The organism is Ideonella sp. FW305-24 (assembly GCF_058788035.1).
The window spans coordinates 40414-64310 of the sequence record NZ_JBYTAI010000014.1; the positions used below are offsets into that span (position 1 = coordinate 40414).

The following is a 23897-nucleotide window of genomic DNA, read 5'->3' on the forward strand; positions in this document are numbered from 1 at the left end:
GGTTGATCAGGCCTGCGACTTCATTGCATCTCACCGGAGACCCCATGGCGAGTTTTCTTGCGTCGACCCCTTCCGCCACAGAACCGCAGTCGCCAGGCGCCCCGCGCCGCGACCCCAAGGACACGCAGGTCTGGCTGGTGGGCGGTGGCGTGGCCTCGATGGCTGCCGCGGTGTTCATGATCCGCGACGCGGGCGTGCCGCCGGCGCACATCCACATCCTCGAAGAGCTGGGCCTGGCGGGCGGTGCGCTGGATGGCGCGCACTCGCCGGTGCAGCCCGGCTATGTCACCCGCGGCGGGCGCATGCTGGAAGAAGAGGCGTACCAGACGCTGTGGAACCTGCTGGAGAGCATTCCGTCGCTGGACGACCCCACGATCAGCGCACGCCAGGACATCCTGGACTTCAATGCGCAGGTGCAGACCGAGGCCAAGGCGCGGCTGGTGGGCGAGGGCGCGAAGATCCTGGACGCCGCGGCGCTGGGCTTCAACCTGCGCGACCGCATGGAGCTGATGCGTTTGCTGGCCACCAGCGAGCGAGCGCTGGGCGCGCGCCGCATCGACGAGCTGTTTTCCGAGCACTTCTTCGAGACCCACTTCTGGCAGATGTGGCGTACCACCTTCGCCTTCCAGAACTGGCACAGCGCCACCGAGCTGAAGCGCTACTTCCTGCGCTTCGTGCAGGAGTTCCCGCGCATCCACACCCTCTCCGGCGTGCGCCGGACCCGCTACAACCAGTACGACTCCATCGCCAGGCCCTTGCAGCGCTGGCTGGTGGCGCAAGGCGTGGACGTGCGCTTCGCAACACGCGTCACCGACATCGATTTCGACCAGACCGACCCGGCGCGCCGTGTGGCCACGCTGCTGCACCTGCACACGCGCAACGGCGCCGAAGCCCAGATGCTGACGCCGCAGGACGTGTTGATGGTGACCCTGGGCTCCATCACCTCGGATGCGGGCTACGGCGGTAACGACAGCGTGCCCGAACTGATCCGCGACCGGCGTGACGGTGCCTGGCGGCTGTGGGAGCGCATTGCGCCCAAGGCCCGCGACTTCGGCCGGCCCAACACCTTTTGCGGCAATGTGGACGAGCACAAGTGGGAGTCGTTCACGCTCACCCTGAAGGGCCGCAAGCTGCTGGACCGCATCACCCACTTCTCGGGCAACGAGCCCGGCACCGGCGCGCTGGTCACCTTTGTCAACTCGGCCTGGCTGATGTCCATCGTCGTGCCGCACCAGCCGCACTTCGCCGACATGCCGCCGGACACCTTCACGCTCTGGGGCTACGGCCTGTTCATTGATGCGGACGGCAACCATGTGCGCAAGCCCATGACGGCCTGCACCGGCCGCGAGATCCTGACCGAGCTGGTGCATCACCTGGGCTTCCAGGACGAACTGGCGGCCATCCAGGCCAGCACCGACATCACCACCGTGATGCTGCCTTATGCCTCTGCATTGTTTGCGCGCCGCCTGCCGGAAGACCGGCCGCTGGTCTGCCCCGAAGGCGCGCACAACTTCGCCTTCCTCGGCCAGTTCGTCGAAATGCCGGAGGACGTGGTGTTCACCGTCGAGTATTCGGTGCACGGCGCGATGCAGGCGGTTTACCAGCTGTTCGGCGTGGACAAGCCGATTCCGCCGATCTACCACGGCCTGATGGACCCCAAGGTGGGCCTGGCGGCGCTGGAATCGGCTTTTCATTGAGGCCATTTCCCGCGGGGCTTGATTTGGCGCCGCGGCTCGCCACATGGGGGCTTGGAGGACATCCATGAACCCCACCGGGTCCGACCCCGCCAGCCTGCTGGCCATGAGTGCCGTGCTGCTGGCGACTGCCTTGTTCGTCGCCGGCCTGCTGCTGCAGCCGCGCTGGCAGGCCTGGCGCCGCGCCCGCGTGGCCAGGCAGCCGTTCCCGCAGGCCTGGCGGCGCGTGCTGCGCAAGCGTGTGCCGCTGGTCGCCAAGCTGCCGGCGGACCTGCAGCTCAAGCTCAAGCAGCGCATGCAGGTCTTCCTCGCCGAGACGGCCTTCATCGGCTGCGCCGGCCTGAAGGTGAACGACGAGATGCGCGTGACCGTCGCTGCCCAGGCCTGCCTGCTGCTGCTGGGCCGCCCCGAGGCCGCGTTCGACCGGCTGCGCCAGGTGCTGCTGTACCCCGGCGCGTTCATCGTGGACCGCGTGCACAGCGGCGCGGCTGGCGTGCAGCGCGAGGAGCGGCGCGTGCTGTCGGGTGAATCCTGGCAGCAAGGCCAGGTCATCCTGTCCTGGCAGGACGTGCTGGCGGGGGCGGTCGATGCCGGTGACGGCCATAACGTCGTGATCCACGAATTCGCCCACCAGCTGGACCAGGCCAACGGCCCGGCGAACGGCGCGCCCCTGCTGGGCACCCGCGCCCAGTCCCGCCGCTGGTCCCAGGTGATGCAGGCCGAATTCGATGCAATGCACGCCCGGCTGGCCCGCGCCCAGTGGGCCGAACCCGGTACGCCCGAAGCCTCACCCGGCCTGCTCAACCCCTACGGCGCCACCGACCCCGCCGAGTTCTTCGCCGTGACCAGCGAAGTCTTCTTCGAGCAGCCCCAGGCGCTGCTGGACCAGCATCCGGCGCTGTACCAGGTGCTCAGCGAGGCCTACGGCCAGCATCCGGCCAGCTGGTGAGCAGCCGGCTCGGCGCGCTCACTCGGGCGCTCGGCCAGAGGAGATGCGCCGCCATTCACGTCGGGTGTCCAGCAGACCCAATACCGTGACGGTTTGCGCCATGTGGTCCGGCACGTAGAGCACCGCAAAGCCACGGTGATGCGTCACCAGCAAGTCAGGCATGGTCGAGTCCATCGCCGTGCCGATCGCATGGTTGAGCCTCAGGATCTTGACGACCTGCTGCTGCAAGTCGTCGATGAAGGCCAGGGTCTCATGTTCCGTGAAATGCGGATGTGGCTGCGTCAACAGATCCAGGATGTCCTGTTCGACAGCCTCACCAAACAAGACCTCGTACTGCGGAATCAAGCGGCGCTCTTCGGGCTGGCATTGGGTGCTTTCAGGCGTGCACGCACGCGGCTCATCAACTCGTCGCTGCTGATGGTGGGCAGTGTTCCGCTCTTCAGGCGAGCGTAGCGTCCGGCGCCTTCGGATTGCAGCCAATTGGCGACGGTGGTGTCGCGGTCGTCCAGCGCGAGGATGGCGGCCTCCAGCACGGCATCTGCATTGGGGTACAGGCCTGCGTCGACCTTGTGTTGCACCGAGGCGATGGCCTCGTCGCCGAGATTGAAAGTGACAGTGCGGCTCATGGCGGCGTCCCCGGTGATGTGTGCTGATCCTAACGCAGCACATCTCCGGCCGCCCACCTTGCCACCTGCTGCGCCACCCAGGCGGCGTCGTCCAGCGGCAGGTCATGCCCGGCAAGCGAGTGGACCTTGAGCGGCAGTTTCCAGGCCTGAGCCAGACGCTGCGAGCACGCCGGGTTGACCAGCCGGTCGGCGGCGCCGTTGAGCACCAGCATCGGCACGGTGGGCGCCTGCAGCGGCGCCCGGTAGCGGGCGGCCGCCCAGAGCTGGCCAAGCGTGTTGGCGGCGCTGACCGGGTTGGCGCGGCGCAGGGCTTCCCAGTGGGTCAGCACGTCGCGGGCGCGCAGCGGTTGGCTGGCGGCGAGGGCGCTGGTGAGGCTCAGCAATTCGGCTTCCCAGGCGGGGCCGGAGAGGGCGCGGCCGCGGGCGCTGCGCAGGCGCCAGAGCCAGCGCAGCAAGGCCAGCGGCACGGCGGGCCGCAGCCGGTGGTGCAGCGGGCTGAAGGGGCGCAGGCTGGTGTTGATCAGCACGGCGCCGCGCAGCTCCTGCGGGTGCCGCGCGGCCCAGTCGCAGGCGACCATCGCACCCAATGACAGGGCCAGCACGTGCACTGGGCCGTCGTTCAGCACGGGCTGCAGCGTCTGGCGCAGCGCTTCGGTCATTGCGGGCACGCGGCTCGGGCTGGCTTCTCGGTGGCGCACGCCGTTGCCAGGCAGTTCGGGCAGCAGCAGGCGTGCGTTGGGCAGGGCTTGCTGCAGGCGGGCCGGAAAGTCCCCCCAGTGGCCGGCGCCGCGCGTCAGGCCGCGCAGCAGCACCCATGTCGACGACGCGTTACAGGCGTTCATGCGCGCGGCGTGCGGTACCAGCGGTTCAGCCCCAGTTCCAGCTGGGTGTGGCGCTCAGTGGGCGCGGGCAGCCAGTGGGCATGGCCCAGCGTGGCGCGGGCGATGAAGTCCAGCCAGGCGACGTGCCGGCGCAGCACGCGCTGGCGGCGGTGTTCGATCAGCGGGTTGAACGCGCCATGCCGGCTGAACAGCTGGCGCGGGTTTTTCTTGACCCATAGCCAGGAGCCCATCTCCAGTGTGAGCGGCAGGAAGATGCTGCCCGGGTGCTGGCGCTGGCCCTGGTTGTACAGGTGATCCCACAGGTCGCCATGGGTGCGGTACTGCCGGCTTTGCGGCTCGAACACATAGCGGTGGTGCAGCTGCGCGCGGTCGAACACCTCGCACAGTGCATGCAGCTCGGGCAGGTGCTCGACAGGGCGCGCGGTGTGCGCGTACGGGAACCAGATGCGGTCGTGCAGGCCGAAGCCGGAATGGCAGTCCACCGCGATGCTGAAACCGCGGCCCAGCAGCTGGCTTTCCACCAGCGCGCACAAGGCCTGGCTCTCGACCTCCATGGGCTGGCCGGCCCGGCCGCGGTACCAGGGCAGCACCGGGCTGATGCGCTGGCCCGAGACCAGCCAGGGCACGGGCGGCTGCGCGTCCACCGGCGCGTTGCGCATCAGGTCCACGCCCCGCGGGTTGGCGCGGCTGCCACGCCAGTAGCCGCCGGGGTTGACCAGCGGCATCAGCACCAGCCGCATGCCGGCCAGCAGGTGGTGCAGCGTGTCGTCCCAGGCCAGGCGTTCGACCAGGCTGCGCAGGAAGGCCATGGCCACCTCGGCCCCAATGCGCTCCAGCCCGTGCACACCGCCGAACACGCCAAGCGCCGGTGCTGCCGGGTCGCTGCTGCCCATGCTCACGGCCAGCAGCGGGAAGCGCTCGCCGTGGCCGGCATCGATCTCCCCCAGCGTGTGCAGCGTCAGGTAGGGCGCGCCGTTGTCGACCAGCCGGCGGATCGCGGTCAGTTCCGGCAGCAGGACGGGCATGACAACTTGGGTGGCGACCACAGCATCGGCAACGGCATCGCGCGAGGGTAGGCCGTTCGTGTGTCATGCGGGTGTCATGGCCCGCGGACCAGTTTGACGCGGGGGTTTCACCGGGACTTCACGGGCACGTCATGTGATCTGACGACCATCGCGGCATTCAAGCATTTCCTCAGGAGTTGACCATGAGCTTTTCCCGTTTTGTGCTGAGCGCCCTGGCGCTGGCCTCGCTGTGCGCCACGGCCCAGGCCGCCGAACTCGTCGGCTACGCCAGCATGCCGGCCGACACCTTTGCCAAGGGCCCGACCGCCGGCCAGTTCGTCTCTTCGGCCAATGGCCGCACGCTGCCGCTGGTCGACAAGCAGGCGGTGCAAGGCTTCTCCGCCGTGCTGCCCGGCCCGGTCGCCGGCACCTACCGCGTGATGCCGGACAACGGCTTCGGCAACAAGGCCAACTCGCCGGACGCGATGCTGCGCACCTACACGCTGCAGCCCAACTTCCGCACCTGGGACGGCGCGGCGCTGGTCGGTGAAGGCCACGTGGTGCCGGTCAACGAGAAGACCGGTGCCGTGGTCGCCGCTTTCACCGACGAGACCTTCACCGCGCTCAAGGACCCGGACGGGCTGATCGGGTTCACCAAGGTGGCCGACCGGGAGTTCTACCCGTACTCGGGCACTGGCCCGGGCGCGGCCAACATCCCCGTGCCGCAGAAGGTGCGCGACGGCGGCTACCTGACCGGCAGCGACCTGGACATCGAATCGATGCGTCGCGACAGGAACGGCCACTTCTGGTTCGGCGACGAATTCGGTCCGTTCCTGGTCAAGACCAGCAAGAACGGCAAAGTGCTGCGCGCTGCCATCCCGATGGCCGGCGTGCAGTCGCCTGACAACCCCTTCCTGAACGGCGCGCAGCCCACGCTGAACGGTTCCAATGGCTTCGAAGGCATGGCCATCAATGCGGCGGGCGACCACCTCTACACGCTGCTGGAAGGCAGCGTGGTGGGTGACACGCCCAAGACCCTGCGCATCAACGAGTTCAGCGTGGACGACGAGGCCTACACCGGCCGCCAGTGGCACTACAAGCTCGATGACGCCGGCACCAACATCGGCGACATGACGGCGGTCAACGCCCACCAGTTCATCGTGCTGGAACGCAATGGCACGCAGGACCCGCGCTTCAAGCGCGTGTTCCTGATCGACCTGAACGTGGTCGACGCCGACGGCAATGTGCAGAAGACCGAGATCGCCGACCTGATGAACCTGGCGGACCCGCACGACCTGAACCAGGACAGCAGCCAGACCTTCACCTTCCCATGGGTGACGATCGAGGACGTGCTGGTGCTGGACGCCAGCACGCTGCTGATCATCAACGACAACAACTACCCGGGCAGCAGCAAGACCGCCGGCGTGCCGGACATCACCGAGTTCCTGCAGGTCAAGCTGGACCAGAAGCTGGCGCTCAAGGACAAGACGCCGCTGAACTGAAGTCCTGTGAGCCCCCAGGACCGGGCTGTGCCCGGCCCGCCCCCCCGAGGGGGACAAGGAAACTTGGGGCGGCCCGGCGTTTCCTTGGCCCTTGAGGGGAGGACGCCCACGCCCATGAAAAAGGCCGGCCCCGCTGCGAAGCGGGCCGGCCTTTTTGTCGTTGATTCAGATGCTCAGTTGACGACTGGCGGCGCCTTGGTCACGCGCACCTTGCCGCCGGTGGTGACGATGACCACCGCATCGCCAGCCTGCAGGTTCTCGTTGCCCTTGGCCTGCACGATGGCGCGGCGGTCGCCGTTGCGCAACTGGATCAGCAACTCCACGCCCTCTTCCTTGGTGGAGGAGCGCTCGACGGCATTGCCGATGGCCGCACCGGCCACCGCACCGATCACGCCGACGATGGCCGATTCGCGCGAGCCGCCAACGCCAGAGCCGGCCACGCCACCCACGACGGCACCGGCGGCGCCGCCCAAGCCGCTTTGGCTGCCATCGATGGTCACCGGTCGCAGGCTGAGGATGGTGCCGTCCTGCACGGTGGACATGCGCTGCGCGTCGCCGCGCTGAACGACGTCAGGGCTGGAGGTGGCGCAGGCGGCCAGTGTGGCCACCATCGTGGCGAGGATCAGGCGGGAAGCAAGGCGTTGCATGATGTATCGAGTGTGTTGAGCGGAACAGAACGCCTGCGGCCGAGGCGGCGTTGACAGGACTTGTCCAGGGCAGCGAGGCCGCCTGGAGCCAATGCGAATTGTGCGCGCCACCAGTGTCCCCGGCTTGAGCGCGGACAAGCGCAGGCGGGCGAGAAGTCTTCAGCGCTGGACACCCGGCAATGCACGCTGCATTGCCGGCAGGTGAGCGGAAGTGAAGACCTGTCGTGGCGCGGCCAGCGCCGGGCCGCTCCCAAGCGGCCGCGCACCGCTTGGCGGGTGGTTCGCGGTATTCCCGCGAACCGGCTGCGCCATTCAGCCTGCCGGGTAGAGTGCGCCCAGCACTCGGGGGCCGCGGGCGCCGGTCACTTCGGCGCGGTTGCCGGGGCGGCGTTGCATGAAGGCGCGGGCCAGCCAGGCGAAGGCGGCGGCTTCGACCTGCAGCGGTGGCAGGCCGGCGTCGTCGCTGCTGTTGACCATGACACCGGGCAGCGCGGCGGACAGCCGGCGCATCAGGTCGTCGTTCAGCGCGCCGCCGCCGCAGACCAGCAGGTCGGCGCTGGCCGGAGCGTGCTGCAGCAGCGCCTGCGCGGTGCTTTGTGCGGTGAACTCGGCCAGCGTGGCCTGCACGTCCTGTGGCGCGGGCAGGGCCGCGGCGTTGCCCAGGCCGGCGAGCTGGCGCATCAGCCAGCTCGCGTTGAACAGGTCGCGGCCGGTGCTCTTGGGCGGCGGCGCGGCGAGGAAGGGTTCGGCCAGCAGCCTGGCCAGCAATTCGGGCTGGACCTGGCCACCAGCGCTCCAGCGGCCGGCTTCGTCATAGGCCTGGCCCAGGTGCATCTGGGCCCAGTGGTCCAGCAGCGCATTGCCGGGGCCGCAGTCGAAGCCGCGCACCGGCGTGGCCGGGCCGCGGCTGCCGGGCAGCAGCGTCAGGTTGGCAATGCCGCCCAGGTTCAGCACGGCACGCGGCCGTTCGGTGCCGCCGAAGACCATCGCGTGGAAGGCCGGCACCAGCGGCGCGCCCTGGCCACCGGCGGCCACGTCGCGGCTGCGGAAGTCGCAGACCACGTCAATGCCGCAGCGCTCGGCCAGCAGCGCGCCCTGGTTCAATTGCAGCGTGTAGCCCAGGCCGTCGAATTCGCCGGGGCGGTGGCGCACCGTCTGGCCATGCGAGCCGACGGCGGCGACCTGGTGCGCACGGCAGCCGTGCTGGCGCAGCAGCTGCTGCACCACGCCGGCCTGCAATGTGGCCAGCGCGTTGGCGGCGAGTGCGGCGCGGTGCAGTTCGTCCGCGCCGCGCTGGTTCAGCGCCAGCAGTTCCTCGCGCAGCACCGCGGGGAAGGGCGCATGGGCGTGGGCCAGCACCTGCATGGTCGCGCTCTCGCGCTCGAAGCCGGCGAGCACACCGTCAATGCCGTCCAGCGAAGTGCCCGACATCAGGCCGATGTAGAGATCGGCGTTGTCCATGTTCCTCAGCTCGTTGCTTGGCAGCGCGGCGTCATTCGACGCGAGCGGTCTGTTGGCCACGCGTGTCGTTGGCCACGGTCAGCTGGATCTTGGCGGCCTGTGCCAGCGCGGTGAAACGGGCGCGCTGCGATGGGTCGAGCTTGATGGTCTCGGAGGACTTGGCGATCTCCAACGGGTCCTTCTGCAGGCCGCCCACCTTGAACTCGAAGTGCAGGTGCGGCCCGGTGGCCCAGCCGGTCATGCCGACGGCGCCCAGGCGGTCGCCCTGGCTGACGTGCTGGCCTTTCCTCACGTCGATGTGGCTCATGTGGGCATACAGCGTCGTGCGGTCACCTGCATGGTGGACCTGCACCACGTTGCCGTAGCCGTTCTGCTGGCCGGCGAATTCGACGGTGCCGTCGCCGACGCTGCGGATCGGCGTGCCCATCGGTGCACCGTAGTCCACGCCCAGGTGGGCTTTCCAGATCTTCTGGATCGGGTGGAAGCGCATCGAGAACCCGGAGGTCACACGCGAGAACTCCATCGGGCTGGCCAGGAAGCTGCGACGCTTGCTCTCGCCGTTCAGGTCGAAGTAGCCGCCCTTGCCCTCGCCGAACCACACCGCCTGGTGCGGATGACCGTCATTGATGAACTCGGCGGCCAGCACGCGGCCGCTGCCCTGGTTCCAGGTGATGGGTTCGCCGTCGGCCGTCAGGTGCTCGTAGACGACGCTGAAGGTGTCGCCCTTGCGCAGTTCGCGGCGGAAGTCGATGTCGGTCGAGAACAGCTCGGCGATCTGGGTGGCGACCGCGTCCGGGATGTTGGATTCGTCGGTCGCGGCAAACAGCGAGCTGCGGATCGTGCCGCTGGCCAGGCGCTGGGTCGATTCCAGCGGCGCCTGTTCCAGATGCGATTGCCAACGGCCCTGCGCGTCGCGCTCGATGGTCAGCCGGCTGAAGCGGGCCTGGCCCTGGCTGTCGTCGTCGGTCGCGAAACGCGCGACCAGCGAGGCCAGCCGGCCGCTGCCACTCAGCGAGGCGGTGATCATCTTGCCAGGCCGGCCCTCGACCAGCTTGCGGCCGATCGGGTCCAGGCGCAGCCACTGGACCGCGGCCGCATCGGCCACGCCCAGGCGCTGCATCAGGCTGTCCAGCGTGTCGCTGGGGCGGGTGATGTCGCTGCGGTTGAGCTGCAGCTCGGCGTCGGCCAGGGCCTCGAGCTGAGGCGCCAGCGCTTCGGGGGTAACGGTTTGCACCACCAGGCGCTTGGGCAGGTCGGCTGCGTCAGGCGCCATTGGCGCGATGCCGAAGGCGGTCACGCCAGTGCCGGCCAGCAAGGCCAGGATGGCGGCGGAAAAACCGCGGGGATGCAAGTGGATGAACTGTGCTGCGGGCGCCAGGGCGCGCTGCAGGGCGGAAAGAGAGGGTGTGCCCGACGACTTCAATCTTCAGCGGAGCTGCATGCTCCGTCCTGTGTGCGGCGTGCACGCCAAAGCGTGCACCATGTGCCAAGACGGCAAAACCGGGCGCCATGCGCCTGCCGTCATCCACCATCCTGCAGCCCCGTAGAATCGCGGTCCTTGCTCGGAAGCAAGGACTCCTTCTCCACTCGTTTCCACCCGCTTTTTGTCCGTTGTTCGTGCGGTGCTGCCGGCTCGAAAAAAGAATCGGCGGAGTATACCTGTGACACTTCCGCCAAAAGGCGCGCCCGAACCGGGCAAACACCTGCTATTTACACCGATGTCCGAATCCGCTGCCATGCCGGCGCCCGTTGGCGCCAACCCGTCTGACAGCGCAGCTGCTGCGGCCGTTTCCCTGAGCGACGGCGTGCGCGAAGCGCTGGCCATCAGCCAGCGCGGCTGTGCCGAGCTGCTGCCGCAGGCGGACTGGGTGAAGAAGCTCCAGCGTTCCGAAGCCTCCGGCCAGCCCTTGCGCATCAAGCTGGGGCTGGACCCCACTGCGCCTGACATCCATATCGGCCACACAGTGGTGCTGAACAAGATGCGCCAGCTGCAAAACCTGGGGCACACGGTCATATTTCTCATCGGCGACTTCACGTCGATGATCGGCGACCCGTCCGGCCGCAACGCCACCCGCCCGCCGCTGACGCGAGAACAGATCGAGGCCAATGCCAAGACCTACTACCAGCAGGCCTCGATGGTGCTGGATCCTGCCCGCACCGAGATCCGCTACAACAGCGAATGGAGCGACCCGCTGGGTGCCCGCGGCATGATCGAGCTGGCCGCCAAGTACACGGTGGCCCGCATGCTGGAGCGCGACGACTTCACCAAGCGCTTCCAGTCCAACACCCCCATCTCGCTGCACGAGCTGCTGTACCCGCTGATGCAGGGCTACGATTCGGTGGCGCTGAAGAGCGACCTGGAACTGGGCGGCACCGACCAGAAGTTCAACCTGCTGGTGGGCCGCGCACTGCAGGCCGAATACGGCCAGGAGCCGCAGTGCATCCTGACCATGCCGCTGCTCGAAGGCCTGGACGGCGTCGAGAAGATGTCCAAGTCCAAGAACAACTACATCGGCATCACCGAGCCGGCCAACAGCATGTTCGCCAAGACGCTGTCGATCAGCGACGAGCAGATGTGGAAGTGGTTCACGCTGCTGTCCTTCCGCTCCGAAGCCGAGATCGCGCAGCTCAGGACCGAGGTTGAAGGCGGGCGCAACCCCAAGGACGCCAAGGTCATGCTGGCCAAGGAAATCACCGCGCGCTTCCACAGCGCTGCAGCGGCCGACGCTGCCGAGGCCGATTTCCAGAACCGCGCCAAGGGCGGCATTCCGGACGACATTCCCGAACTGACGCTGAGCGGCGCGCCGATGGGCATTGGCGCGCTGCTGAAGGCGGCCAACCTGGTGGCCAGCAACGGCGAAGGCCTGCGCATGGTCGAGCAGGCTGGCGTGCGCATTGACGGCACCGTCATCAGCGACAAGGGCCTGAAAGTCCAGCCCGGCACTTTTGTCGTGCAAGTCGGCAAGCGCAAGTTCGCACGTGTCACTTTGAGCTGAAACAACATGCAGCCCGGGTAAGCTCGCGGCTCCTCCGGCCGAGCCGGAATTTTTCAGGACCGACGAGATGACCCGTTCCCTGCGTTCTTCGCTGACCCTTGCCGCCCTGGCGGCCCTGATCTCTGCCGGCGTGCAGGCCGCCGATGCGCCTGCCGCCGCCCCCGTGACCACGGCCTCCGGCCTGGTCTACACCCCGCTCAAGGAGGGCACAGGCGCCAGCCCGTCGGCCACCGACAAGGTCAAGGTGCACTACCGCGGCACGCTGATGGACGGCAAGGAGTTCGACAGCTCCTACAGCCGCAACGAGCCGGCAGAGTTCCCGCTGAACCGCGTGATCCCTTGCTGGACCGAAGGCCTGCAGCGCATGAAGGTTGGCGGCAAGGCGAAGCTGACCTGCCCGCCGGGCATCGCCTACGGCAGCAAGGGCGCTGGCGGTGGACTGATTCCGCCGAACGCCACACTGAACTTCGAAGTCGAGCTGCTGGGCATCAACGGCAACTGAGCAGGAAGTTTCATGGGTTGACCTGGCGCAGCGTTTCGCCCACCGCTTCGGCCCAGGCGGGCTCGGCCTGCTCGGCGCGGCGCCAGGCCTGCTGCGCCGCCTGCCTTGCGGCTTCGGGCTGGCCCAGTTCCCAGCGCACATGGGCCAGGTTGTTCCAGGTCGCGGCGCTGTCCAGTCGCGCAGCCAGTGCCTCGAACTGGCTTGCCGCCTCGGCCTTGTCTCCGCGGGCATACAGGCTGTTGCCAAGTCCCATGCCCAGCACCAGGTCTTGCGGCCACCGCGCCGCGGCAGCGCGCCAGGCCGGCAGGCTGGCTGCGGTACCTTGCACGCGCTGCAACGCCAGCACCGCTTCTCGCGAGGCCGGCAGTTCGGCGGTGGCTGGCAGCCGACTGGGCGGTGTGACGGCCATCGCCCAATGCCCGCTGCGGGCCCAGGTGTGTTCGAAGGTGGCCATGGGCCAGCTGGCATAGCCGTCCATGCCCGAGTGCAGCCGCAACTCGCCGCGGCCCAGGTCGTAACCCACCAGCACGGCGTAGTGCCAGCGCGGCCAGAACGGCAGCGCCAGATTGACCAGCACCAGCACCGGCGTGCCCGCGGCGAGTTCGCGCAGCAAGGCCAGCAGTTCGGGCGCCATCCGCGTGGCCAACGCGCCGTGCCGCGCGGCGGCAGCCAGCATCTCGGGCTGCAGGCTGCCTTCGCGGGCTGGCAGGTAGACCTGCGGCGCGAGCTCGGCCGGCGTGGCTGCGAAGCCGGCAGCCTGCAACACGCTGGCCAGCGTGGCGGGACCGCACAGCGTGCTGTCGTCGGCAAAAAAAGGCACCCCGGCTAGCTCGACGCGCGAGGGCAGGCCTGCCGGCGCCTGGGCCTGCAAGGCAGCCGTCATGGGCGGCGTCAGGCTGGTGCAGCCCGCCAGAGAGGCGATGCACGGTGCCGCCAGCGCGTGGAGCAGCCGTCGCCGCCCCTGGGCGTGGCTCATCGCAGCGGCTTCAGCGCACCGAGCGTGTGAACGGGAAGACCTTGGTCAGGCCCAGCACGTCGGTGATCAGCAGCAGCACGAAGATGAAGACCAGCGCACCGAGGATGTCGCCGGCGCCGGCGGGGGCCTGGTCCACCTGGGCGGCCAGCCACTGCGCCTGTTCGTCGCTGAGGGCTGCCACCCGGGCTTTGGCTTCGTCGGCGCTGAGACCGCGCTGCTGCAATGCAGCAACCACATCCTCGCGCTGCAGGGCTTGCGTCAGGAAGGTTCGGCCATCTGCCTGGTTGCCACCGGCCTGTTCCGCCGCCTGTACTGCGGCGACGGTTTCGGTGCCGATCAGCGCGGCTTGCGCGCTCTGCATCAAGCCGGCAAACGACAGGCTGCTTGCGAGCAGCAGGCACAGCCAACGGGTGGCACGACGGGAAGAGGACATCGGGGACTCCAGTACAGCGGGGTGCAGGCCGTACCGCAGGCCTGCCAGCTCGCCATGCTACCGGCGCCTTGGCGAGGCCGTGTACCGGTCTGTTACCGCCGCCGCACCTATGATCGCGGGTCCTGCCGCCGTGAACTTTTCGAGAGGAAGCTGCCCCGTGATTGCCGTCATCCAGCGTGTCAAGCAGGCCCACGTCGAGGTGGCCGGCCAGACCATTGGCGCCATCGGCCCCGGTTTGCTGGTGCTGCTCTGCGCCGAGCCGGAAGACGGCGAAGTGCAGGCCGCCAAGCTGCTGGACAAGTTGCTGAAGCTGCGCATCTTCAGCGACGACGCCGGCAAGATGAACCGCAGCCTGACCGACCTGGACGGCCACGGCACGCCCGGCGGCTTGCTGGTCGTCTCGCAGTTCACGCTGGCTGCCGACACCCGCGGCGGCAACCGCCCCAGCTTCACCGGCGCCGCGCCTGCAGCGCTGGGCCGCAGCCTCTACGAGGCCTTTGTCACACTGGCCCGCCAGCGCCACGCCATCGTCGCCACCGGCGAGTTTGGTGCCGACATGCAGGTGCACCTCGTCAACGACGGCCCGGTGACGATCCCGATCACGGTGCGCTGACCACACCAAGAAAAAAGCGCCCCGCAGGGCGCTCGGTTGCCGGTCCTGGCCAGGTCAGTCCGCGTACTGGCCTGCGGCCTTGATGGCCGGGCCCCATTTGTTGATCTCGGCCTCGACCCACTTCTTGTGGTCCGCGGCGTTGGTGCGGTTGTCGGTCACGACGACGGCGCCCAGCGCTTCTTCGCGCTTGTGGAACTCGGGGTCCTTCAGTGCGGTCTTCAGTGCGGCATTGAGCTTGTCCACCACTGCTTTGGGCGTGCCCTTGGGTGCGTAGAGGCCGTGCCAGATCGTCACGTTGAAGCCCTTCAGGCCGGCTTCGTCCAGCGTTGGCAGCTTGGACAGCAGGGCGCCTGGCAGGCGGGCCGGCGTGGTCACTGCAAAGGCCTTGACCTTGCCGGACTCGATCTGGCTGGTGGTGTTGGTGGTCTGGTCGCACATGATGTCGACCTGGCCACCCAGCAGGTCGGTCATGGCCGGTGCCGTGCCCTTGTACGGCACGGTGGTCATGTCTTCCTTCAGGCTTTGCTGGAACAGCAGCCCGCACAGGTGCGAGGCCGAACCCAGGCCGGCGTTGGCCAGGTTGACCTTGCCCTTGTTGGCAGTGAGCCACTTGGCCAGTTCGGCGTAGCTGGTTGCCGGCAGCGTGCTGCGGCCGATCAGCGTCATCGGCACTTCGTTGATCAGGCCCAGGTACTCGAAGTCGTCGAGCGTCTTGTAGCCCAGGTTGCGGTACAGCGCGGGCGAGGTCGCCATGCCGATGTGGTGCAGCAGCAGCGTGTAGCCATCGGGTGCCGCCTTGCTGACCTTGGTCGCGCCCAGCGTGCCACCGGCACCGCCGACGTTCTCGATCACGATCGCCTGGTTGCCCAGCGGCTTGCGCAGCGCCTCGGCAAAGTCGCGTGCGACCTTGTCGGTCGGTCCGCCCGCGGCGAACGGCACCACGATGGTGATGGCATGGTCCGGGTATTCGGCATGGGCGCTCTGCGCGCCGAGCGCAGCCAGCAACGCGGACAACGCGGCGCCGAACAAACGACGGTTCATGGAGGTGCTCCTTCTGTGGGGGCGTGAGGATGGGATGGGCGGGATGCTAGGCGCAGCAGGGGGCTGCGCCATCGCGGTTACTACGTAAGCTGACGCTACCATCTGCAGCCCCGTGAACCTCTGCGCCTTGTCATGCCCGCCATGCCCACCGTCATCCCTTTTTCGCTTGCTGAGCAGCCACCGGTGATCGACCAGCCGCGCGAATCCCGGCGCGAAGTGGGCGCACCGCAGCGCAGCACCTGGACGCTGTATGAAAGCGCGGCCGAAGGTGTGTCGGCCGGCATCTGGGACTGCGAACCCGGTCGCTGGCGGATCGAGTTCGGCCCGCACGAGCACGAGTATTTCCACGTGCTGCACGGCCGTGCTCGGGTGCATGAAGAAGGCGCCGGCTTCACCGAAGTCGGCCCCGGGCAGGCGCTCATGATCCCGCCAAATTTCCGCGGCTCCTTCGAGGTGCTGGAAGCCTTGCGCAAGCACTTCGTGATCGTCGAAAAATGAGCTGATCGCGGCGCTTGGCGCGCTGGCCGCATGGCGAAAAATACTTGGCTGGAAAAACGCACCGCAGGCGATTACGCTTGCAGCCCGCCGGCCCGAGATTGTTCAACCTGAAGGAGACACCATGTCCCTGCGCATCAACGACACTGCCCCGAATTTCACTGCCCAGACCACCCAGGGCGTCATCGATTTCCACCAGTGGATCGGCGACAGCTGGGCCATCCTGTTCTCGCACCCCAAGGACTTCACGCCGGTCTGCACCACCGAGCTGGGCTACATGGCCAAGATCGAGCCAGAGTTCACCGAGCGCAATGCCAAACTGATCGGCCTGAGCGCCGACACGGTGGACCGCCACGGCGAATGGGCCAAGGACATCGAGGAGACCCAGGGCGCTGCGGTCAAGTACCCGATGATCGGCGACAGCGACCTGGCGGTGGCCAAGCTCTACAACATGCTGCCGGCCGACGAGGTGGGCGCCGACGGCCGCACCGCGGCCAACAACGCCACGGTGCGCTCGGTCTTCATCATCGGCCCGGACAAGAAGATCAAGCTGATGCTGACCTACCCGATGACCACTGGCCGCAACTTCGACGAGATCCTTCGCGTGCTGGACTCGATGCAGCTCACCGCCAAGCACAAGGTCGCCACGCCGGTGAACTGGAAGCACGGCGACGACGTGATCATCACGCCGGCCGTCTCGAATGAAGACGCCGAGAAGGCCTTCCCCGGCTTCAAGACCATCAAGCCCTACCTGCGCACCACGCCGCAGCCGCAGTGAACGACAGCCGGCAGGCGCGGGCTGTCAGGCCTCCTCGCTCGGCAGGAAGCCTTCGATCGACAGGTAGCGCTCGCCGGTGTCGTAATTGAAGCCCAGGATGCGGCTGCCGGCCGGCAGCTCGGGTAGCTTCTGGGCGATGGCGGCCAGCGTCGCGCCACTGGAAATGCCCACCAGCAGGCCTTCCTGGCTGGCGCTGCGGCGGGCGTAGTCCTTGGCCGCCTCGGCATCGACCTGGATCACGCCGTCCAGCAATTCAGTCAGCAGGTTCTTCGGCACGAAGCCGGCGCCAATGCCCTGGATTGGGTGCGGTGCCGGCTGGCCGCCGCTGATGACCGGCGAGGCGCTGGGCTCGACCGCAAACACCTTCAGCTTCGGCCAGCGCGCCTTCAGCACCTTGGCAGTGCCCGAAAGGTGGCCGCCGGTGCCCACGCCGGTGATGATGGCGTCCAGGCCCTCGGGGAAGTCGGCGGCGATTTCTTCGGCGGTGGTGCGCACATGCACCTCGATGTTGGCCGGGTTCTCGAACTGCTGCGGGATCCACGCGCCGGGTGTCGCGTCGCGCAGTTCCTCGGCCTTGGCGATCGCGCCTTTCATGCCTTGCGCACGCGGCGTCAGCACGAAGCTGGCGCCATAGGCCAGCATCAGCCGGCGGCGTTCCACGCTCATGCTGTCTGGCATCACCAGCACCAGCTTGTAGCCCTTCACGGCCGCGACCATCGCCAGGCCCACGCCGGTGTTGCCCGAGGTGGGTTCGATGATGGTGCCGCCGGCCTTCAGCGCGCCGCTGGCCTCGGCCGCCTCGATCATCGCCAGCGCGATGCGGTCCTTGATCGAGCCGCCGGGGTTGGACCGCTCGGACTTGACCCAGACCTCATGCTGGTCGCCGAACAGGCGGTTGATGCGGATGTGCGGCGTGTTGCCGATGGTGGCGAGGACGTTGGCGGCTTTCATCGAAGAGGTTTCCTTGTTGTGGCATGGCCCAGCGTCTGGGCGACCGGGATGATGCCGCAGCGATCGGTTCCGTGTCGCGCATGAGCTTGCAACCGCGGTGCATGTCGCCAGGGGGCTTTCGCGAACCATGGGAGAATCCGCGCCGTGAAGCCGACCAGACCGCCGCTGGTGCTAGTTGCCGAAAGGCCGCACTGGAGGAAGGTCCGGACTGCACAGAGCAGCGTAGCGGGTAACGCCCGTCCACCGCGAGGTGCGAATCAGAGCCACAGAGACGAGTCAACGGCGGGAGGTCCAAAGCCTTCTTGGGAGACGGCATGCCGCGCTCCGACGCTGTTGGGTGAAACGCGGCAATCTTTACGCGCAGCAACACCAAATAGGCCAGCGATGAAGCGGCTCGCTGAGCTGGCGGGTAGGTGGCATCGAGCCAGGGTGGCAACATCCAGGCCCAGAGGAATGGCGGTCACGTCCGGGACTTCGCAAGAGGCACCGGGCGCACAGAATCCGGCCTATCGGTTGGCTTCACACTTTATTCAACCCCCGTCCGCGCGACCCGCGGGCGGCACCCGGCCCGCGGGCCGCTCGCGATGAATCCCGACGCTTCGACGATCTGGCGCGGCCCGCGCTGGCTGCTGGCCGCGCTGCTGGCCTGCCTGGGCATGCTGGGCCCGTTTTCCATCGACACCTACCTGCCGGCCTTCACCGGCATTGCGCAGTCGCTGGGCGCCACGCCGGTGGAGATGCAGCAAACGCTGTCGGCCTACCTGCTGGGCTTCGCGCTGATGAACCTGTTCCACGGCGCGCTGGCCGACAGCTTCGGCCGCAAACCGGTGGTGCTGGTCGGACTGATGGTCTTCACACTGGCTTCGATCGGCTGCGCGATGAGCCAGTCCATCGGCGCGCTGGTGCTGTTCCGCGCGCTGCAGGGCATGTCGGCCGGCTCGGGCATGGTGGTCTCGCGAGCCATCATCCGCGACATGTTCCCGCCGGCCGAGGCCCAGCGCGTGATGTCGCAGGTCACGATCTACTTCGGCGTGGCGCCGGCCATTGCGCCGTTGTTCGGCGGCTTCCTGTTCGTGCACATCGGCTGGCACGCCATCTTCTGGTTCCTGGTCCTGGTCGGCGCGCTGCTGCTGGGCGTGATGTGGCGCTTGCTGCCCGAGACGCTGTACCCCGGCCAGCGCCAGCCCTTCAATGCCCGCCACCTGATGCGCGGCTACTGGGACATGGTCTCCAGCGCGCGCTTCATGGCACTGGCGTTTGCGTCCGGCGTGCCGTTCAACGGCATGTTCCTGTACGTGCTGTCGGCGCCGGTGTTCCTGGGCGAGCACATGAGGCTCGGGCCCACGCAGTTCTTCTGGTTCTTCCTGATGACGATTGGCGGGATCATGGGCGGCGCCTGGTTCTCGGGCCGGCTGGCCGGCCGCATCACGCCGCAGCGCCAGATCCGCTGGGGCTTCATCGTGATGATCGTCGTCTCGCTGCTCAACCTGGCGCTGAACCTCACGCTGCCGCCGTCGCCGATCTGGCACCTGCCATTGATTGGCCTGTTCTCGCTGGGCTGGGCGCTGATGGTGCCAGTGGTCACGCTGCTGGTGCTGGACGAAGCACCGACCCGGCGTGGCATGGCCTCGTCGCTGCAGGCCTGCATCGGCAGCGTGGCCAATGCGCTGGTGGCCGGTGCCATCGCGCCGTTGGTGATGCATTCGACGGTGCTGCTGGCGGTAGCCTCGTCGCTGATGACGGCAGTCGGTGTGGTCGCCTGGATCTGGGTCCGGCCGCGGCTCACGCTGCCCACGCATGCCGACCTGAAGCGCGCGGCGCTGGATCTGAAGTGAGGTTGCTGGCGGCGCGCTGAAACCCGGATCAGCGCCGGAAAACCGGCCCAAGTTCGCTTCAAGCGGCGGAGGCGGCAGTCGATATCCAGCGAAGGACCTGCCCGGTCCTTGCCTGGAGCTTCGCATGTACCGCCCGATCTTCCCGCGCCACCCGCTGGCCTTCCTGAGTCCCATTTCCCGCACCGCGGGCAACTGCCGCCATGCGTTGCAGCGGCTGGCCGCGCGCATGGGGGTGACGGGCCTGTTCCCGGTCAGCCTGCTGGCCATCGGTGCGCTGGCTGCACTGGCCATGGTGGCGCCGGACGCGCGCGCCAACGAGCCTGCCTCGGCGCCCGCGCCGAAGGAAGCCAAGGCAGAGCCCAAGGCCGAAACCAGGACCGAGGCCAGGCCGGCCGCGACAGCGCAAAAGGGTGAGAAGGCCGAGAAGGCCGAGCCAGCAGACGCACCCCCCGAAGCCATGGACCGCCTGCGCGAAAAGCTGGCCCAGCGCCTGGGTGCCGTGCGCGCGCCTGGCAGCAAGTCGCCCAACGACCTGCAGGTTGCCGGCAAGAACCCCGAAGCGCCTCAGGTGCCCAGGCCGGCCGCCAAGGCCAAGCCGGCCCGTGCGGGCGCAGACGGTGCGCTGGACCCGCACGCGGTGGCACTGCATCCCGCCGGCCCGGCGCACTGGGCCTACAACGGCGCGGGCGGCCCGGACACCTGGGCCAGCCTGAAGCCCGAATTCGCCGCCTGCGGCACTGGCCAGCGCCAGAGCCCGATCGACATCCGCGATGGCATCCAGGTGCAGATGCCTGCCATCCAGTTCGACTACAAGCCCAGCGGCTTCAGCGTGATCGACAACGGCCACACGGTGCAGGTCAACCTGCCGGCCGGCAGCGGCATCACCGTCAATAACCGCCGCTACGACCTGCTGCAGTTCCACTTCCACCGGCCGTCGGAGGAACGCATCAACGGCAAGCCCTTCGACATGGTGGTGCACCTGGTGCACAAGGACCCGGAAGGCAAGCTCGCCGTCGTCGCGGTGCTGCTGGAGCGCGGCAGCGCGCAGCCGGTGGTGCAGGCGGTTTGGAACGCCTTGCCGCTGGAGAAGAACGAGGACACGCCAGCGCCCGGCAGCCTCGACGTGAGCCAGCTGCTCCCGAAGGACCAGCGCTTCTACACCTACATGGGCTCGCTGACCACGCCGCCTTGCAGCGAAGGCGTGTTGTGGCTGGTGATGAAGCAGCCGATGCAGTTGTCGCCCGAGCAGCTGAACATCTTCTCGCGCATGTACCCGATGAATGCGCGGCCGATCCAGCCGAGCGGCGGGCGCATGATCAAGGAGTCCAGCTGAGCCCTTCAGGGCTTGCCTGTCCCACAAGGCTGGCATGGCCTTGGGCGCGGGATTGACAGCGTCGCCAGCTGAGCGATGCTGCCTGTCTGTTCGCGCCTGATATTGCGTGTAGTTTGAACGTAAGGCGGCGTTCAGCACATTCACCGCATATCAAGGGGAGACCTCATGCTGGAATCATTGCGCCCGGACCCGACCTTCCATCCGTCCGCCAAACTCGCCATGGAGGCGCCGCCCGAGCGCCTGGCCTACACCGCCTTGCTGTCGCCCGACGGCTCTCGCCCCGACGCACTGGCCGTCGTCGACGTGGACCCGGCCTCCGAAGCCTATGGCAAGCTGCTGTACCGGCTGGACATGCCGTACCGCGGCGACGAGTTCCACCACTTCGGCTGGAACGCCTGCAGCTCGGCGCTTTCGCCGATGTCCGGCCACAGCTTCCTGCGCCGCCGCTACCTGATCATTCCCGGCATCCGCTCGTCGCGCATCTACGTGATCGACACCCAGCCCGACCCGAAGCGGCCAACCATCCACAAGGTCATCGAGCCCGAGGAGGTGTTCAAGAAGACCGGCTACTCGCGGCCGCACACGGTGCATTGCGGGCCTGAAGGCATCTACGTGAGCACGCTTGGCGGTGGCGGGAAAGACGGCACCGACGGCCCGCCCGGCATCTTCCTGATGGACTGCCAGACCTTTGATGTCATCGGCCGCTGGGAGATCGAGCGCGGCCCGCAGAAGCTGCACTACGACTTCTGGTGGAACCTGCCGCGCGACTACATGGTCAGCAGCGAATGGGGCCTGCCGCCGCAGTTCGAGAACGGCCTGGACGCAGAAGGCCTGCTGGCCAACAAGTACGGCCACGCCATCCATTTCTGGAACCTGCGCGAACGCCGCCATGTGCAGACGCTGGACCTCGGCGCCAACCACCAGATGGCGCTGGAGCTGCGCCCGGCGCACGATCCGACCAAGGAATATGGCTTCCTCGGCGTGGTGGTGGACACCACCAACCTCGAAGGCTCGATCTGGACCTGGTACCGCGAAAACGGCCAGTTCAAGATCGCCAAGACCGCCGTCATCCCGCCCGAGCCGGCACCGGCCGACCAGTTGCCACCGCTGCTGCAAGGCTTTGGCGCCGCGCCGCCGCTGATCAGCGACATCGACCTCTCGCTGGACGACCGTTTCCTCTACGTCGCCTGCTGGGGCACAGGCGAGCTGCGCCAGTACGACGTGAGCGACCCGCTGCACCCCCAACTCACCGGCAGCGTGCGCGCCGGGGGCGTGGCCAAACACACACCGCGCGCCAGCGGCAAGCCCTTTGGCGGCGGCCCGCAAATGACCGAGATCAGCCGCGACGGCAAACGCGTCTACTTCAGCAACTCGCTCTACAGCAGCTGGGACAAGCAGTTTTACCCCGAGGGCGTGCCCGGCCTGCAGCTGATGGCGCACGTCGGCCCGAACGGCGGGCTGACGCTGGACCCGAAGTTCGAAGTCGAGTTCGGTGCCGAGTACGCCTCGCACCAGATCCGCCTCGAAGGCGGCGACTGCTCGACCGACTCGTTCTGCTACCCGTCCGCATGAGCGTTGACCTTGCCACGGCCGGCCTGTGGGCCGCCGTGCTGGGCCTGGGCGCGTACCACGGACTGAACCCGGCCATGGGCTGGCCGCTGGCGGTCGCCAACGGCCTGGCCGAGCGCCGCGGCCACGCCGTCTTCGCCACGCTGCTGCCGCTGGGTGCCGGCCACCTGGCGGCGATGGCGCTGGCGCTGCTGCCGTTTGCGCTGCTCAGCTGGTACGTCGAATGGAGCCGACCGCTGCGCATTGCCGCTGGCCTGCTGCTGGCGCTGTTCGGCCTGGGCCTGCTGATCCTGCGCCGGCACCCGCGCTTCCTGGCGCGCGTGCCACCGTCGCGGCTGGCCTGGTGGTCCTTCCTGGTGGCCAATGCGCATGGCGCCGGGCTGATGCTGCTGCCGATCAGCCTGGGCCTGTGCGGCGCCGCGGGCGGCAGCATGGCCACGCTGCAGGCCAGCGCAGGCACGGCGCTCGCAGTCGCGCTGGTGCACACGCTGGCGATGATGCTGACCGGCCTGGCCATCGCCTGGCTGGTCTACCGCCACCTGGGGCTGCGTTTCCTGAAGCAGGGCTGGTTCAACCTGGACGCGGTGTGGGGCGCGAGCTTGGTGTTGACGGGTGGGCTGAGTGCGGCGCTGGCCTGGTAAGGACGTCCTTTCTCAGGCCAATCTCCCTGGAGCTTGTGGCATGCTTATCGTTCTGTGAACAGAACGAGGTGTGCGATGACCATCCCGATTGAAGTGCTCGAGGCTGAGGCGTTAAGCCTGCCGCAGGCGGACAGGTCGAGGCTTGTAGACCGACTTCTGGCCAGTCTTGGACACGACCCGGAATGGGAGGAAGCTTGGTCCGAGGAGGCTGACCGACGGGAAGCGCGCATCGCTGATGGCCAAGCGCAGTGGGTCAGCGGACCTGATGCGGTAGCGCGTATCCGTGCTTCGCTGAAGTGACCTATGTACTCACGCCGGAAGCTGAAGCCGAGTTGTCAGACGCGGCCTCCTTCTGCAGGCGACAGTTCGGAGCCTTCGCCGCGGAGAACTTCCTCGCCACCTTCGAAGCGAAAGCTTGCCTGATCGCTGAGTTTCCAGGTGTCGGGACAGCAACTTCAAAGGGCCGCTACCTGTTTCCAATCGGACGGTATCCGTTCTCGATGCTTTATCGAGTCGAAGGTGGAGCCGTCCGCATCAGCGCTGTCGCACATCATGGTCGGCGACCAGGATACTGGCGCAAGCGGCGATGATCAGGAAACGCAGGCCCTTCTAGGACAGCGCCATCACGGCTGGCGCCAGGCCGAGTTTCTTGGCCGCCGGGCAAACTTGCGGTCGTCGAATGGGGCGACGTCGCGTCTTGGCACCCGCTTCATCGTTGTTGTCGTGGCGGGCCAGGACGTTGGTGCTAAGGCCGGTCATCGTTTGACCACGCGCTTCGCCAAAGTGGCGAGATCGAAGTCCGTTGGCACGGCAGCGCGCCGGCTCTTGAGCATGCCAAATCCGCTGCTGGCCTCGCCAGGCGGTGAACTGCGGACTCGCATCCCGATGTGATCGTCGACCAGCAGGAACTCGACGAATCAACGCGCAGGTTTCTTCGGCCGACGGTCAAGGCCAGACCCCTAGAACACGCGCTGTTACCGCATCGTCAGGACTTCGACACGGGAGCGTC

26 protein-coding genes and 1 other RNA gene are annotated in these 23897 nt (G+C 67.8%); 16 read left to right on the forward strand and 11 right to left on the reverse strand.

Annotated features, from left to right (window positions below; genetic code table 11):
* The first annotated feature begins 44 nt into the window (after positions 1-44).
* Positions 45-1697 (forward strand): oleate hydratase, encoded by a 1653-nt coding sequence (locus AC3WR5_RS27140; protein ID WP_492488568.1) that lies wholly within the window; start codon positions 45-47, stop codon positions 1695-1697.
* A 64-nt stretch (positions 1698-1761) separates the two neighbouring features.
* Positions 1762-2643: a M90 family metallopeptidase gene (locus AC3WR5_RS27145; RefSeq protein ID WP_492488570.1), complete on the forward strand. Its 882-nt coding sequence runs from the start codon at positions 1762-1764 to the stop codon at positions 2641-2643.
* A gap of 18 nt (positions 2644-2661) precedes the next feature.
* On the opposite strand, the gene AC3WR5_RS27150 is transcribed toward AC3WR5_RS27145, so the two are convergent.
* Genes AC3WR5_RS27150 through AC3WR5_RS27165 form a run of 4 tightly spaced genes read right to left on the reverse strand, consistent with a single transcriptional unit; the run spans position 2662 to position 5136 of the window.
* Positions 2662-2988 carry a hypothetical protein gene (locus tag AC3WR5_RS27150; protein ID WP_492488572.1) on the reverse strand — a complete coding sequence of 109 codons (327 nt, stop codon included), beginning with the start codon at positions 2986-2988 and terminating at the stop codon, positions 2662-2664.
* Positions 2985-3269, reverse strand: a complete 285-nt coding sequence (locus AC3WR5_RS27155; RefSeq protein WP_492488573.1) for a ribbon-helix-helix domain-containing protein — start codon at positions 3267-3269, stop codon at positions 2985-2987. Before AC3WR5_RS27155 ends, AC3WR5_RS27150 begins: the two co-directional genes overlap by 4 nt.
* A 29-nt stretch (positions 3270-3298) precedes the next feature.
* Complete coding sequence (locus AC3WR5_RS27160) at positions 3299-4111, reverse strand: alpha/beta fold hydrolase (RefSeq protein ID WP_492488575.1); 813 nt, start codon at positions 4109-4111, stop codon at positions 3299-3301.
* The gene (locus tag AC3WR5_RS27165) at positions 4108-5136 is read right to left on the reverse strand and encodes a M14 family zinc carboxypeptidase (RefSeq protein ID WP_492488577.1); all 1029 of its coding nucleotides are present in this window, start codon (positions 5134-5136) and stop codon (positions 4108-4110) included. Before AC3WR5_RS27165 ends, AC3WR5_RS27160 begins: the two co-directional genes overlap by 4 nt.
* 182 nt (positions 5137-5318) lie before the next feature.
* Here AC3WR5_RS27165 and AC3WR5_RS27170 point away from each other — a divergent pair, with 182 nt between their 5' ends.
* On the forward strand, positions 5319-6617 hold the full coding sequence (locus AC3WR5_RS27170; protein WP_492488578.1) for an esterase-like activity of phytase family protein: 1299 nt from the start codon (positions 5319-5321) through the stop codon (positions 6615-6617).
* Between the two features lie 173 nt (positions 6618-6790).
* Here AC3WR5_RS27170 and AC3WR5_RS27175 read toward each other — a convergent pair whose 3' ends face one another.
* The 3 genes from AC3WR5_RS27175 to AC3WR5_RS27185 all read right to left on the reverse strand — a co-directional run bounded on the left by AC3WR5_RS27175 (position 6791) and on the right by AC3WR5_RS27185 (position 10076).
* On the reverse strand, positions 6791-7264 hold the full coding sequence (locus AC3WR5_RS27175) for an outer membrane lipoprotein (protein WP_141290969.1): 474 nt from the start codon (positions 7262-7264) through the stop codon (positions 6791-6793).
* 312 nt (positions 7265-7576) lie between these two features.
* Positions 7577-8725, reverse strand: coding sequence for an anhydro-N-acetylmuramic acid kinase (locus AC3WR5_RS27180; RefSeq protein WP_492488580.1), 1149 nt, complete (start codon positions 8723-8725; stop codon positions 7577-7579).
* A 31-nt stretch (positions 8726-8756) separates the two neighbouring features.
* Complete coding sequence (locus AC3WR5_RS27185; protein WP_492488582.1) at positions 8757-10076, reverse strand: M23 family metallopeptidase; 1320 nt, start codon at positions 10074-10076, stop codon at positions 8757-8759.
* 385 nt (positions 10077-10461) lie between these two features.
* On the opposite strand from AC3WR5_RS27185, the gene tyrS reads away from it, so the two are divergent.
* Entirely contained in the window at positions 10462-11721 is a 1260-nt protein-coding gene (gene tyrS / locus AC3WR5_RS27190) for a tyrosine--tRNA ligase (protein WP_492488738.1), read from the forward strand.
* 67 nt (positions 11722-11788) lie between these two features.
* Complete coding sequence (locus AC3WR5_RS27195; protein ID WP_492488583.1) at positions 11789-12223, forward strand: FKBP-type peptidyl-prolyl cis-trans isomerase; 435 nt, start codon at positions 11789-11791, stop codon at positions 12221-12223.
* 10 nt (positions 12224-12233) lie between these two features.
* On the opposite strand, the gene AC3WR5_RS27200 is transcribed toward AC3WR5_RS27195, so the two are convergent.
* Positions 12234-13199: a PA2778 family cysteine peptidase gene (locus AC3WR5_RS27200; protein WP_492488584.1), complete on the reverse strand. Its 966-nt coding sequence runs from the start codon at positions 13197-13199 to the stop codon at positions 12234-12236.
* Between the two features lie 10 nt (positions 13200-13209).
* Positions 13210-13632, reverse strand: coding sequence for a PA2779 family protein (locus AC3WR5_RS27205; RefSeq protein ID WP_492488585.1), 423 nt, complete (start codon positions 13630-13632; stop codon positions 13210-13212).
* Positions 13633-13789: 157 nt separating this feature from the next.
* Here AC3WR5_RS27205 and dtd point away from each other — a divergent pair, with 157 nt between their 5' ends.
* The gene (dtd, locus tag AC3WR5_RS27210) at positions 13790-14245 is read left to right on the forward strand and encodes a D-aminoacyl-tRNA deacylase (RefSeq protein ID WP_492488587.1); all 456 of its coding nucleotides are present in this window, start codon (positions 13790-13792) and stop codon (positions 14243-14245) included.
* A 54-nt stretch (positions 14246-14299) separates the two neighbouring features.
* Here dtd and AC3WR5_RS27215 read toward each other — a convergent pair whose 3' ends face one another.
* Positions 14300-15286, reverse strand: coding sequence for a tripartite tricarboxylate transporter substrate-binding protein (locus tag AC3WR5_RS27215; RefSeq protein ID WP_492488588.1), 987 nt, complete (start codon positions 15284-15286; stop codon positions 14300-14302).
* A 132-nt stretch (positions 15287-15418) separates the two neighbouring features.
* On the opposite strand from AC3WR5_RS27215, the gene AC3WR5_RS27220 reads away from it, so the two are divergent.
* On the forward strand, positions 15419-15784 hold the full coding sequence (locus AC3WR5_RS27220) for a cupin domain-containing protein (RefSeq protein WP_492488590.1): 366 nt from the start codon (positions 15419-15421) through the stop codon (positions 15782-15784).
* Between the two features lie 121 nt (positions 15785-15905).
* On the forward strand, positions 15906-16559 hold the full coding sequence (locus tag AC3WR5_RS27225; protein ID WP_492488592.1) for a peroxiredoxin: 654 nt from the start codon (positions 15906-15908) through the stop codon (positions 16557-16559).
* 24 nt (positions 16560-16583) lie between these two features.
* Here AC3WR5_RS27225 and cysK read toward each other — a convergent pair whose 3' ends face one another.
* The gene (gene cysK, locus AC3WR5_RS27230; protein ID WP_492488594.1) at positions 16584-17510 is read right to left on the reverse strand and encodes a cysteine synthase A; all 927 of its coding nucleotides are present in this window, start codon (positions 17508-17510) and stop codon (positions 16584-16586) included.
* A 146-nt stretch (positions 17511-17656) separates the two neighbouring features.
* Between cysK and rnpB the strand changes: the two genes are divergently transcribed.
* The 8 genes from rnpB (at position 17657) to AC3WR5_RS27270 (ending at position 23779) form a co-directional block, all read left to right on the forward strand.
* Positions 17657-18035, forward strand: an RNA gene (gene rnpB / locus AC3WR5_RS27235) — RNase P RNA component class A.
* A 59-nt stretch (positions 18036-18094) separates the two neighbouring features.
* A complete protein-coding gene (locus AC3WR5_RS27240; RefSeq protein ID WP_492488596.1) occupies positions 18095-19345 on the forward strand; it encodes a multidrug effflux MFS transporter in 1251 nt (416 codons plus the stop codon).
* A 124-nt stretch (positions 19346-19469) separates the two neighbouring features.
* On the forward strand, positions 19470-20678 hold the full coding sequence (locus AC3WR5_RS27245) for a carbonic anhydrase (RefSeq protein ID WP_492488598.1): 1209 nt from the start codon (positions 19470-19472) through the stop codon (positions 20676-20678).
* Positions 20679-20843: 165 nt separating this feature from the next.
* A complete protein-coding gene (locus AC3WR5_RS27250; RefSeq protein ID WP_492488600.1) occupies positions 20844-22250 on the forward strand; it encodes a selenium-binding protein SBP56-related protein in 1407 nt (468 codons plus the stop codon).
* A complete protein-coding gene (locus AC3WR5_RS27255) occupies positions 22247-22888 on the forward strand; it encodes a hypothetical protein (RefSeq protein ID WP_492488602.1) in 642 nt (213 codons plus the stop codon). The genes AC3WR5_RS27250 and AC3WR5_RS27255 overlap by 4 nt, the downstream gene beginning before the upstream one ends.
* Positions 22889-22963: 75 nt before the next feature.
* A complete protein-coding gene (locus tag AC3WR5_RS27260) occupies positions 22964-23188 on the forward strand; it encodes an addiction module protein (protein WP_492488604.1) in 225 nt (74 codons plus the stop codon).
* Positions 23185-23478, forward strand: a complete 294-nt coding sequence (locus AC3WR5_RS27265) for a type II toxin-antitoxin system RelE/ParE family toxin (RefSeq protein ID WP_141289826.1) — start codon at positions 23185-23187, stop codon at positions 23476-23478. Before AC3WR5_RS27260 ends, AC3WR5_RS27265 begins: the two co-directional genes overlap by 4 nt.
* Positions 23441-23779 carry a hypothetical protein gene (locus tag AC3WR5_RS27270; protein WP_492488606.1) on the forward strand — a complete coding sequence of 113 codons (339 nt, stop codon included), beginning with the start codon at positions 23441-23443 and terminating at the stop codon, positions 23777-23779. Before AC3WR5_RS27265 ends, AC3WR5_RS27270 begins: the two co-directional genes overlap by 38 nt.
* Positions 23780-23897: the final 118 nt, after the last annotated feature.

Bases quoted from the DNA above. Each gene is read 5' to 3' on its own strand.
- AC3WR5_RS27140 (WP_492488568.1), top strand. From the start codon at position 45: ATGGCGAGTTTTCTTGCGTCGACCCCTTCCGCCACAGAACCGCAGTCG.
- AC3WR5_RS27145 (WP_492488570.1), top strand. From the start codon at position 1,762: ATGAACCCCACCGGGTCCGACCCCGCCAGCCTGCTGGCCATGAGTGCC.
- AC3WR5_RS27155 (WP_492488573.1), bottom strand. From the start codon at position 3,269: ATGAGCCGCACTGTCACTTTCAATCTCGGCGACGAGGCCATCGCCTCG.
- AC3WR5_RS27160 (WP_492488575.1), bottom strand. From the start codon at position 4,111: ATGAACGCCTGTAACGCGTCGTCGACATGGGTGCTGCTGCGCGGCCTG.
- AC3WR5_RS27165 (WP_492488577.1), bottom strand. From the start codon at position 5,136: ATGCCCGTCCTGCTGCCGGAACTGACCGCGATCCGCCGGCTGGTCGAC.
- AC3WR5_RS27170 (WP_492488578.1), top strand. From the start codon at position 5,319: ATGAGCTTTTCCCGTTTTGTGCTGAGCGCCCTGGCGCTGGCCTCGCTG.
- AC3WR5_RS27175 (WP_141290969.1), bottom strand. From the start codon at position 7,264: ATGCAACGCCTTGCTTCCCGCCTGATCCTCGCCACGATGGTGGCCACA.
- AC3WR5_RS27180 (WP_492488580.1), bottom strand. From the start codon at position 8,725: ATGGACAACGCCGATCTCTACATCGGCCTGATGTCGGGCACTTCGCTG.
- tyrS (WP_492488738.1), top strand. From the start codon at position 10,462: ATGCCGGCGCCCGTTGGCGCCAACCCGTCTGACAGCGCAGCTGCTGCG.
- AC3WR5_RS27195 (WP_492488583.1), top strand. From the start codon at position 11,789: ATGACCCGTTCCCTGCGTTCTTCGCTGACCCTTGCCGCCCTGGCGGCC.
- AC3WR5_RS27200 (WP_492488584.1), bottom strand. From the start codon at position 13,199: ATGAGCCACGCCCAGGGGCGGCGACGGCTGCTCCACGCGCTGGCGGCA.
- AC3WR5_RS27205 (WP_492488585.1), bottom strand. From the start codon at position 13,632: ATGTCCTCTTCCCGTCGTGCCACCCGTTGGCTGTGCCTGCTGCTCGCA.
- AC3WR5_RS27215 (WP_492488588.1), bottom strand. From the start codon at position 15,286: ATGAACCGTCGTTTGTTCGGCGCCGCGTTGTCCGCGTTGCTGGCTGCG.
- AC3WR5_RS27220 (WP_492488590.1), top strand. From the start codon at position 15,419: ATGCCCGCCATGCCCACCGTCATCCCTTTTTCGCTTGCTGAGCAGCCA.
- AC3WR5_RS27225 (WP_492488592.1), top strand. From the start codon at position 15,906: ATGTCCCTGCGCATCAACGACACTGCCCCGAATTTCACTGCCCAGACC.
- cysK (WP_492488594.1), bottom strand. From the start codon at position 17,510: ATGAAAGCCGCCAACGTCCTCGCCACCATCGGCAACACGCCGCACATC.
- AC3WR5_RS27240 (WP_492488596.1), top strand. From the start codon at position 18,095: ATGAATCCCGACGCTTCGACGATCTGGCGCGGCCCGCGCTGGCTGCTG.
- AC3WR5_RS27245 (WP_492488598.1), top strand. From the start codon at position 19,470: ATGTACCGCCCGATCTTCCCGCGCCACCCGCTGGCCTTCCTGAGTCCC.
- AC3WR5_RS27250 (WP_492488600.1), top strand. From the start codon at position 20,844: ATGCTGGAATCATTGCGCCCGGACCCGACCTTCCATCCGTCCGCCAAA.
- AC3WR5_RS27255 (WP_492488602.1), top strand. From the start codon at position 22,247: ATGAGCGTTGACCTTGCCACGGCCGGCCTGTGGGCCGCCGTGCTGGGC.
- AC3WR5_RS27260 (WP_492488604.1), top strand. From the start codon at position 22,964: ATGACCATCCCGATTGAAGTGCTCGAGGCTGAGGCGTTAAGCCTGCCG.
- AC3WR5_RS27270 (WP_492488606.1), top strand. From the start codon at position 23,441: ATGGTCGGCGACCAGGATACTGGCGCAAGCGGCGATGATCAGGAAACG.